The following is a 6,625-nucleotide window of genomic DNA, read 5'->3' on the forward strand; positions in this document are numbered from 1 at the left end:
CCGTCAGGCGCTGCGCGCCCTGCGCAGCAGGAGCCCGCTCAGGGCGATCGCGCCGAGCAGCAGCCCCGTACCCGTCGCGAAGGCCACGTGGTAGCCGCCGGTGAGGGCTTCGGCCGGGCCACTGCCGGCGGCGGCCAGGCTTCGCGTGCGGGAGGCGGCCAGGGTGGAGAGGACGGCCACGCCGAGCGCCATCCCGATCTGCTGGGTGGTGTTGAACAGCCCCGAGGCGAGCCCCGCGTCCTCCTTCCCGGCCCCGGACATCGCCAGAGCGGTGAGGGCCGGCGTGGCCAGCCCGAACCCCGCGGCGAGCAGCATCACCGGCAGCAGGTCGGTGGCGTACCGGGCATGGACCGGCAGCCGCGTCAGCAGGGCGAGCGCGAGGACGAGCAGGGCCAGACCGGCCACCAGAACGCGCCGTTCGCCGAACCGGGCCATCAGCCGCGCCGACGCGCCCAGGGAGACCACCCCGGTCACCACGGCCGCCGGCAGCATCGCCAGACCCGTCGCGGCGGCCCCGTACCCCAGCACCTGCTGCAGGTAGAGCGCCACCAGGACCTGGAACGAGAACAGCGCGGCCACCATCAGCATCTGGACCAGATTGGCCCCGACCACGGTCCGCGAGCGCAGGATCCGCATCGGGATCAGCGGGTTGCGCCCACGGCCCTGGCGCCGGACGAACAGGCCCAGCAGGGCCACGGCGACGCCCCCGAGGCCGAGGGTGTGCGGGGATGCCCACCCGTGTTCCTCCACCCCGACCACCGAGTAGATGCCGAGCATCAGCCCCGCGGTGACCAGCAGCGCCCCTGGTACGTCGGCACCGGCGCGCACCCCCAGCCCCCGGTCGGCGGGGAGCGCGGGCACGGCGAGCAGCAGGGCGGCGAGCCCGATGGGCAGGTTGATGAAGAAGATCCAGTGCCAGTCGAGGCCGTCGGTGAGGATCCCGCCGAACACCTGGCCCAGCGAGGCGCCGGCCGCCCCGGTGAACGAGAAGACGGCGATGGCCCTGGCGCGCTCGCGCGCCTCGGTGAACAGCGTGACCAGGATGCCGAGGCCGACCGCCGAGGCCATCGCGCTTCCGGCGCCCTGGAGGAACCGGGTGGCCATGAGCTGAGCGGGGGAGTCGGCGAACCCGGCGAGTACCGACGCGGCCGTGAACACCGCGGTCCCGGCCAGGAACATCCGCTTGCGGCCGATCAGGTCGCCGAGACGTCCGGCGAGCAGCAGCAGACTGCCGAAGGCGATCAGGTACGCGTTGACGACCCAGCTCAGCCCGGCGGGCGTGAAGCCGAGGTCGTCCTGCATGGCGGGCATCGCCACGGTGACGATGCTGCCGTCGAGGACCGTCATCAGCATTCCGGTGGCGAGCACGCCGAGCGCGGTCCACCGCGACCGCAACCCCCGGCCCCCGGGCCCGACGAGTGCGGGAACTTCCGCAGCAACAGCAACACGATTCACAGGTGTCTCTCCCATCGGCACAGCCCCAAAGGAATATCGGAACCGTAACAGATAGTTTCGTTGCAGACGATATTCAACGGATCGAATTGTTAGACTCCTCGCATGACCGCGATGGCGCCCGCCCGAACCCAGCCCGATCTCTCCTTCCTCCTGGACCGCACCAGCCACGCGCTGCGCACCCGCATGGCAGCGGCCCTGGGCGAGATCGGCCTCACCGCCCGGATGCACTGCGTCCTCGTCCACGCGCTGGAGGAGGAGCGGACCCAGATCCAACTGGCCGAGCTCGGCGACATGGACAAGACGACGATGGTCGTCACGGTCGACGCGCTGGAGAAGGCGGGCCTGGCCGAGCGGCGGCCCTCCGCCAAGGACCGGCGGGCACGCATCATCGCGGTCACCGAACAGGGAGCGGCCCTCGCCGCCACCAGCCGCCGGATCGTCGACGAGGTCCACGCCGAGGCCCTGGCCTCCCTCGCCCCCGCCGACCGCGAAACCCTGCTGCGCGTTCTGACCGTCCTGGCCGAGGGCCCCCTGGAGACCCCGGCGGAAACCCCCCGCCCCACCCGCCGCGCCCGCCAATGACCCGAAACGACCTTGCGGACACGGAAGCTGTGGTGATGACATGGCCAGGTCCGAAGTCGGCGTTCACAAGGGGGATGTGGCGTGGTCGAGCTGGGTGTGTTCCTGGGCTTGATGGCTGTGGCGGCGGCATGGCTGGTGCGGACGCTGCTGCGCCGCGGCAGGCGTCGTACGGAGAATGCGGACGGCCTCCTGATAGAGCTGGCGCGCACCGCGCAGGCGAGCAGCGACCGGAGTTCGTACAACTCGAACGCCGTGCACAACTCGATCACGCACGGCACCGCCTACCGGCCCTGACCCGACTCCGCAGACCGATCCCGACCGGGCCCGGCTCGCCGGTGCCCGTCCCGCGGATCACGGCCGAGGCCGTGTCCCCCGGATGCTAGCTTCCTCCCCGTGGCGGAACACCAGGAGGAAACCAGAGCGGCTTACGACGACGTCGTCGACCTCTACGCGTCGCTGTTCGCCGACCGGCTGGAGACGCGGCCGTTCGCGCGGGCCATGATCGGCACCTTCGCCGAGCTGGTGCGCGGTACGGGAAACCCGAGGACGGCCGATGTCGGATGCGGTCCCGGGCATCTGACGGCCATGCTGCACGACCTGGAGCTGGACGCCTTCGGGCTGGACATCTCCCCGGCCATGGTCGACCACGCCCGGCGGGCCCATCCGGCGATCCGGTTCGACGAGGCCCGGATGGAGGCCCTGCCGGTCGAGGACCGCGCGCTCGGCGGCGTCCTGGCCCACTACTTGATGATCCACACTCCGCCGGCGGAACTGCCCGCGCTGCTCGCCGAACAGGTACGCGTCCTGGCCCCCGGAGGCCTGCTCCTGGTCTCGTTCTTCGCGACCGGCGGACGGTCGGATCCGGTCCGCTTCGACCACAAGGTGACGCCCGCCTACAGCTGGCCGGTGGACCGTTTCGCGGAGCTGCTGGCCGAAGCCGGTCTCGTACCCTTCGCCCGGCTGGTCCACGACCCGGACTCCGAACGGGGCTTCCTCGACGCCCACTTGCTGGCCCGCCGCCCGTAAGACGCCATGGAGGACGCCTCAGTCCGTCCCCTCGGGCGGCGCCGTGCGCGACGCACGGCGCCCCTGCCACCACATGCTCACACCGGCGAGCCCACCGGCGGCGACGAAGAAGCCCGCCTTGACCGCGGCCTTCCCGGACAGCCAGGCCGCGCCGACGCCCAGGTTCAGCCCCAGCCACCAGAAGACCGCACAGACGCCCGCCGCGGCGAGCAGTCCCGCCACGACCCCCATCGCAGCCCGCGGCCATCGGCGTCCGCCGGCACCGTCCCCCGTATCACTGGTCATGCGCACAACATTAGAAGCCCGTGCACCCGGCCTTCATCCTACGAACGATGACCGGGGTCGCGACTTTCGTCGCGGGCGGCGTTGAGCCGGGCGGCCCGGCGCGTCAGGTGGTCGCGCTCGGCGAGGTTGGGTGCCTTGTGGGCCGCCTCGGCGTACAGCCGGGCCGCGGTCGTCAGGTCGCCGTCCCGCTCGTGGAGGTACGCGGCCACCGCGGTGTGGCGGGGCAGTGAGTCGTCCAGCGCCGCGAGCGCCGCCAGGCCGGCGCGCGGTCCGTCCGCCTCGCCGATGGCGACCGCGCGGTTGAGGCGCACGACCGGGCTCTCCGTCAGGCGCGCGAGCTCGTCGTACCACTCCACGATCTGCACCCAGTCGGTCTCCCCGGCGGTGCGCGCGTCGGCGTGGAGCGCCGCGATGGCCGCCTGGGCCTGGAACTCGCCCAACCGGTCGCGGGCGAGGGCCGCCTGCAGCACGCGGACGCCCTCGGCGATCGACGCCGTGTCCCACCGGCCGCGGTCCTGCTCGGCCAGCGGTACGAGGCTGCCGTCGGGGGCGGTCCGGGTGGCGCGCCGGGCATGGTGGAGCAGCATGAGGGCGAGCAGCCCCGCCACTTCGGGGTGGTCGATCGCGCCGGCGAGCTGCCGGGTCAGCCGGATCGCCTCGGCGGCGAGGTCCACGTCGCCGGAGTAGCCCTCGTTGAAGACCAGGTAGAGGACGCGCAACACGGTGGCGACGTCGCCGGGCTGATCGAAGCGCACCCCCGAAAGCGTCCGCTTCGCCCGGCTGATCCTCTGCGCCATGGTCGCCTCGGGCACCAGGTACGCCCGGGCGATCTGCCGGGTGGTGAGACCGCCGACGGCGCGCAGGGTGAGCGCGACCGCCGACGACGGCGTCAGCGAGGGATGGGCGCACAGGAAGTAGAGCTGGAGCGTGTCGTCCACCGCGGGGGAGGGCCCGGGCCCCGGCTCCTCCTCGACGCGCTCCTCACGCCTGCGCCGTGAGGCGTCCGCCCGGGTCGCGTCGAGGAACCGCCGCCAGGCCACGGTGACGAGCCAGCCCTTCGCATCCCGCGGCGGGTCGGTCGGCCAGACACGGACCGCCTCGACCAGGGCGTCCTGCACCGCGTCCTCGGCCGCCGCGAAGTCTGCTCCGCGGCGGACGAGGATTGCGAGGACACCCGGTGTGAGGCTCCGCAGCAGCGCCTCGTCCATGGACGGGCTCACTCCGTGATGGTGGGCGGCGCAGCCAGGAACGGGCGCAGCTCGAGCCACTCGTGGATCGGCTTCCCGCCCGCCCCGGGAGCGGCCGACAGCTCCCCGGCCAGCTCGACGGCGCGCTCGTAGCTGTCGACGTCGATCACCATCCACCCGGCGATCAGGTCCTTGGTCTCGGCGAACGGCCCGTCGGTGACCGGCGGGCGCCCCTCACCGTCGTACCGCACGAACGTCCCCTCGGGTGCGAGCGCCTGCCCGTCGACGAACTCGCCGGTCCCCTCGAGCCGCGCCGCGAAGTCGTGCATGTACTGCATGTGCGCCGAGATCTCCTCGGGCGTCCACTGATCCATGGACACGTCGTTGACCGGAGCCGGGGCGCCACGGTAGTGCTTCAGCAGCAGGTACTTGGCCATGGTGTCTCTCCTCGGTACTGGTGCGACCCATTCTGGCCGCCTTCACTCCAAGGACGGAGCCACCCACGCCTTCTCGACACTCCAGGCGCCCCCATTTTTGACGGCCCGCGATGACCCCAGATTAAATCCACTACCAAAAATGAAGCACCCCCACTCCCCCTCGGCCAGCCACCCGTGGCACTCGGCCTGCACCCCTGGCGGATTCGAACCGGCGAGCAGCACACGCTTCGAGCCGGCACCTCTTACTGAAAGTGGAATGCAGGTCGGCGGGATGATACGGGTCCGCTGAAAATCTTTCGGGCTGGTTGGCAGGGGTGGGGTAGCTTGTGCTTGATGGCGGCGGGGGCAGGTAGCGCAGAGGTCGACGCGCCCCCCTTCAAGGAGGTCTGACGCCGGTTCGAATCCGGTCCTGTCCGCTCCGCCGTTCGAGCTCACGACCGACGTCTCGCGGGGTAGTGAAGAGGAATCGGATGGTCGAGAACCCTTGGACGCCCGCGCACCAGGCGGTGGAGTCCAGCGACCATGCCGAGTTGACCCGCCTTCTCGACGAAGGCGCAGACGTCAACGAAGTGTGCCGGGGGATGACTCTGCTGGAGCACGCCATCGACGTGGAAGGTGATTCGGCACTTCAGTCGGGGACCCCGATCGACAGCCGACTCACGGCGATTCTGCTGGCCTACGGGGCCGACCCGATACCGCAACCCCCGGGGCGTATGAGCGCGGTGGACCTGGCCGACCACTACGGTCACGATATCGCCCACCGCCTGATGGACCGGATCACCTCAACTGCTGCCAGTCGCCCGCGAAGCGGACTGTGGCGCTGGAAGCGAAGCCGGAAAGCCTGAAAGGCCGGGAGCGAACCGTCTGAACGGAAAAGTCGGCACTGGCCCCGCTGAGCACAGCGAAGCGACGTCCGGTGGTGGCGGGTGAGGGGCTCCGGTCGTGTCGTGCGGTTCTGGGTGGCGTGGGCCGGTGAGGTGGTTCAACGTGGAAGAAGGGGAGACGGCCGGCCTCCGGTAGGCCCTGGCGGCTTCTCTGACGGAGGGGGCGAGGTTGCGGGTGGGGCATGAGAAGTGGGCTTGTGGCCCTGATGGGAGTAGCTATGAGCAAGAAGAGCGAAAAGGCGACGGAGATTGCCGAGACGCCCCCTAAGGCGGCTGCGACGAAGGCGGAGGGGCGCAGTCTCCAGGCGATCGTCAATTACAGCAGGAGGGCCACCCCGGACAGTGACCAGGGAAAGAGCGACCAGCGTTGATGGTCGGGGTGTGGCTCTCCGGGAAGGAGAGCCACACCCGAGACCTTTGGGCTGTCGGTCAGGGTCTTAGGCCTATGTGCTGCCAATGCCCGCGGAGCAAAAGGGTCCTGGAGGCAGAGCCGGAAGACCTGAGTGGAGGAGCGGAGCGGCCCCACCCAACGGGCCGGTGACCCGAACTCCGTGAAACAAAGTCATCCAGCCCTGCGAAGCAGGGCGTTCGGAGCGGAGTGACACGGAACCCCGAACCAGTCCGGAGCGAAGCGCAGGACACCGGCCCGAAGGGCCGGCCCTAGGACCGTGAAACGGTCCGTTGCCCGAGCGCAGCGAGGGCGGTTCTCTCTTGTGCGCGCAGCGCACAAGAACCCGTAGCGAAGCGGAGGGTCAGCTCCCGAAGGGAG

The 6,625-nt window shown here is 70.7% G+C and carries 9 protein-coding genes; 5 read left to right on the forward strand and 4 right to left on the reverse strand.

The window, feature by feature from the left end; translation table 11 throughout:
* Window positions 1-3: 3 nt before the first annotated feature.
* Window positions 4-1,353 carry an MFS transporter gene (locus ACFY1T_RS25480; RefSeq protein ID WP_390790237.1) on the reverse strand — a complete coding sequence of 450 codons (1,350 nt, stop codon included), beginning with the start codon at window positions 1,351-1,353 and terminating at the stop codon, window positions 4-6.
* Between the two features lie 204 nt (window positions 1,354-1,557).
* Between ACFY1T_RS25480 and ACFY1T_RS25485 the strand changes: the two genes are divergently transcribed.
* From ACFY1T_RS25485 to ACFY1T_RS25495, 3 genes are all read left to right on the forward strand, one after another.
* Window positions 1,558-2,037: a MarR family winged helix-turn-helix transcriptional regulator gene (locus ACFY1T_RS25485; protein WP_390790224.1), complete on the forward strand. Its 480-nt coding sequence runs from the start codon at window positions 1,558-1,560 to the stop codon at window positions 2,035-2,037.
* 81 nt (window positions 2,038-2,118) lie between these two features.
* Window positions 2,119-2,331 carry a hypothetical protein gene (locus tag ACFY1T_RS25490; RefSeq protein WP_390790225.1) on the forward strand — a complete coding sequence of 71 codons (213 nt, stop codon included), beginning with the start codon at window positions 2,119-2,121 and terminating at the stop codon, window positions 2,329-2,331.
* 99 nt (window positions 2,332-2,430) lie between these two features.
* A complete protein-coding gene (locus tag ACFY1T_RS25495; RefSeq protein ID WP_390790226.1) occupies window positions 2,431-3,063 on the forward strand; it encodes a class I SAM-dependent methyltransferase in 633 nt (210 codons plus the stop codon).
* Between the two features lie 18 nt (window positions 3,064-3,081).
* Here the strand turns inward: ACFY1T_RS25495 and ACFY1T_RS25500 are convergent, their stop codons facing one another.
* The 3 genes from ACFY1T_RS25500 to ACFY1T_RS25510 all read right to left on the reverse strand — a co-directional run bounded on the left by ACFY1T_RS25500 (window position 3,082) and on the right by ACFY1T_RS25510 (window position 4,972).
* Window positions 3,082-3,285, reverse strand: coding sequence for a hypothetical protein (locus ACFY1T_RS25500; protein ID WP_390790227.1), 204 nt, complete (start codon window positions 3,283-3,285; stop codon window positions 3,082-3,084).
* Window positions 3,286-3,386: 101 nt separating this feature from the next.
* Entirely contained in the window at window positions 3,387-4,556 is a 1,170-nt protein-coding gene (locus ACFY1T_RS25505; protein WP_390790238.1) for an RNA polymerase sigma factor, read from the reverse strand.
* Between the two features lie 8 nt (window positions 4,557-4,564).
* A complete protein-coding gene (locus ACFY1T_RS25510) occupies window positions 4,565-4,972 on the reverse strand; it encodes a YciI family protein (protein WP_390790228.1) in 408 nt (135 codons plus the stop codon).
* A gap of 470 nt (window positions 4,973-5,442) precedes the next feature.
* Between ACFY1T_RS25510 and ACFY1T_RS25515 the strand changes: the two genes are divergently transcribed.
* Complete coding sequence (locus ACFY1T_RS25515) at window positions 5,443-5,817, forward strand: ankyrin repeat domain-containing protein (RefSeq protein WP_390790229.1); 375 nt, start codon at window positions 5,443-5,445, stop codon at window positions 5,815-5,817.
* 257 nt (window positions 5,818-6,074) lie between these two features.
* The gene (locus ACFY1T_RS25520; RefSeq protein WP_390790230.1) at window positions 6,075-6,227 is read left to right on the forward strand and encodes a hypothetical protein; all 153 of its coding nucleotides are present in this window, start codon (window positions 6,075-6,077) and stop codon (window positions 6,225-6,227) included.
* The last annotated feature ends 398 nt before the right edge of the window (window positions 6,228-6,625 follow it).

It is taken from the genome of Streptomyces sp. NPDC001194 (assembly GCF_042896985.1).
Classification (GTDB): domain Bacteria; phylum Actinomycetota; class Actinomycetes; order Streptomycetales; family Streptomycetaceae; genus Streptomyces.

Bases quoted from the DNA above. Each gene is read 5' to 3' on its own strand.
- ACFY1T_RS25480 (WP_390790237.1), bottom strand. From the start codon at position 1,353: ATGCTGATGACGGTCCTCGACGGCAGCATCGTCACCGTGGCGATGCCC.
- ACFY1T_RS25485 (WP_390790224.1), top strand. From the start codon at position 1,558: ATGACCGCGATGGCGCCCGCCCGAACCCAGCCCGATCTCTCCTTCCTC.
- ACFY1T_RS25505 (WP_390790238.1), bottom strand. From the start codon at position 4,556: ATGGACGAGGCGCTGCTGCGGAGCCTCACACCGGGTGTCCTCGCAATC.
- ACFY1T_RS25510 (WP_390790228.1), bottom strand. From the start codon at position 4,972: ATGGCCAAGTACCTGCTGCTGAAGCACTACCGTGGCGCCCCGGCTCCG.
- ACFY1T_RS25515 (WP_390790229.1), top strand. From the start codon at position 5,443: ATGGTCGAGAACCCTTGGACGCCCGCGCACCAGGCGGTGGAGTCCAGC.
- ACFY1T_RS25520 (WP_390790230.1), top strand. From the start codon at position 6,075: ATGAGCAAGAAGAGCGAAAAGGCGACGGAGATTGCCGAGACGCCCCCT.